Here is a 2,396-nt window from a genome sequence, read left to right as displayed (position 1 = left end):
TTTGTTGAACTAAGTCGAAGAGTCGCCTCTTCTGACTCGTCTTCAAAACCGTACGTGACACTTTCGCATCATACGGCTCCTCATTATAGTACTTTAAATCCATGACATTGGCTCCTCTTAGAATGGGTTTTTATCCAACTCATTGAGTGGAATTTTCTTTCCATGTTTTACGTCGTGACAATGTAGGTGGAGTAATTCAAGATTTCCATCTGTGTCGTTTCCACCAAGGGAGCGTGGTATTATGTGATGCTTTTCCATAATGTCTCCGTCCTTGAAGGTAAGACCACAATGAGCACATACCCCTTTTTGCCTTTTCAAAAGCCTTCCCTTTTGACTGGTCATTTCAGGGTGTTTCTGCATTCTGGTATTCCAATATATTAGGTCTCCATCGTATATACTTCTGGATTCTTGCACCTTTACATGTCTTATTATTTCAGTTTCAACATGTTTCAGGAGGTGGCTCCTATCGGTTTTGAATACCCAGTTGTCCTTTCCTATGGTTCCCCAATATTTTTTAATTACCCAGGATTTAGGTTTGTTTGGATGTCTCCTGTATCCCCATCGTTGTAACTTGTTCCATAACATGTGCCCAAGTTTATTAAAGGTTTCTTTACTACAAACACTTCTGTTGTAGTTGCACCATCCTCTTATAATGGGTTTAAGATGGTGTATTAGTGCCTCTTGGGGAGCAGCTCTATGACGGTCTATGACGTTTGAGAGTTGCTTATAATGTTCAAGAACTTTCTTTTTCGATGGTTTGATGATGGTTTTAAAACCTTGTTTTGATTGATTCTTTCCTACTTTATATTGGCGGATATTAAATCCTAAGAAGTCAAACCCATCCATAGTGTAGGAGATTCTTGTTTTACTTGGTTTTAATTCCAATCCCATGTCATTTAGCCAGTTTCCTATAATCCTTTTGCATTCTTCTACCACTTTTTGGTCTTTATGTATTATCACAAAGTCATCTGCATATCTAATCAAACATATTCCTTGCCGTTTTTGTTTTTTACTCCTCCCTTTTATTTTTATTGTTTCGGCATATTGTTTGATTTGTTCTTCCATACCATGAAGGGCTATATTTGCCAGGAGAGGTGATATCACTCCTCCTTGCGGTGTCCCTTTCTCAGTGGGGGTAAGCGTGTCTTTTTCCATTACTCCGGCTTTAAGCCAGGATTTTATTAATCTTCTTAGCGATGGAAAGGTGTTCACCTTCGTTAGAAGTGCTTTGTGATTTATTTTGTCGAAGCATTTGGCAATATCTGCGTCTAATACCCACTTGGGTTTATGGCATATATTACTGAATATGGCTTCGATGGCATCGTGACATGAGCGTCCTGGTCTGAATCCATATGAATTAGGTTCAAACTTTGCTTCCCATTCAGGTTCTAATGCCTGTTTAGCTAAAGCTTGTAGGGCGCGGTCGTGTATTGTTGGAATACCCAGGGGGCGTTTTTCTTTACTTCCAGATTTAGGAATCCATACCCTTCTGGTAGGTTTTGCCTTTCTTTGAACGTTTAGGTTGGCTACTAAGGTGAGTCTTTGCTTACTATTTAAAGCTTTTTTCCCATCTATTCCGGCAGTCTTTTTACCTTTGTTCTCCTGGGTTACCCGTCTAACCGCTATCATTTTGGCTGACCAGGATTTCATCAGAGTCTTTTGTAGCTTCCTTACCACGCGAACATCACCACGATGAGAGGCTCGATATATTCGTTTTTGCAACTTAAATACGGTCATTTCTAGCTTTCGCCAGTTGACCTTCTTCCATTCCGACTGTGGGGAGAACCCCCGAGTTTTAGACTTATTCATTGCTACTTACAACCATATCTCTTCCTATAACGTGAGTCTGTCAGCATATCCCATACATTACATATGGGCTTTAGGCTTTTGACTCTATCCTTTTCACATAGGCCATGCGGCTAACTACCTACTCAATAAACCGACCTTTATTAAGAAAACCTATGGAATTACTTCGTTCCTGATAACCATTATTGTGAACTTTTAGGGCGATACTATTCACCGGGAAATTTATTGGAGAATCAGTATTAGACAGTTGAATCCAATACTCCATATTTCCTTTGACTTTTGTCTATGGCGTATCAATCCTTAATTTCGCCATTCCAAGCTTTCGATGATTCAGACGTATCTTCCTCTCGTACCCTTGAGTTCTTTTACCTGTTAATCTATCTTTCAGGTTAAGGATATTTTTAACGTTCGACCCTTGCATCAATTGGCAGGTTTGTTATTCCTGTTCATCAGGGTAGGGTTTTCTCCCGGACTCTTCGGGGGATGGTATTTCACCATCAAGGTTATCAAGTTGTCTTGAGTTCTGAACTCAAGCAGCTAATCCCCTATTACCCTTGGTAGGGTATAGTTTCTAGCTAACGAATCGCACC

At 40.0% G+C, this 2,396-nt stretch carries 1 protein-coding gene; it reads right to left on the bottom strand.

What is annotated here, in order from left to right; translation table 11 throughout:
• Positions 1-117: 117 nt before the first annotated feature.
• On the bottom strand, positions 118-1,809 hold the full coding sequence (ltrA, locus tag F6J99_RS44225) for a group II intron reverse transcriptase/maturase (protein WP_365975468.1): 1,692 nt from the start codon (positions 1,807-1,809) through the stop codon (positions 118-120).
• Positions 1,810-2,396: the final 587 nt, after the last annotated feature.

The organism is Moorena sp. SIO4G3 (assembly GCF_010692305.1).
In the GTDB taxonomy this organism is placed as follows: Bacteria; Cyanobacteriota; Cyanobacteriia; order Cyanobacteriales; family Coleofasciculaceae; genus Moorena; species Moorena producens_A.
The sequence above is the reverse complement of the archived record's forward strand: the minus strand, read 5'-3'. Positions and strand labels throughout refer to the sequence as shown.

Bases quoted from the DNA above. Each gene is read 5' to 3' on its own strand.
- ltrA (WP_365975468.1), bottom strand. From the start codon at position 1,809: ATGAATAAGTCTAAAACTCGGGGGTTCTCCCCACAGTCGGAATGGAAG.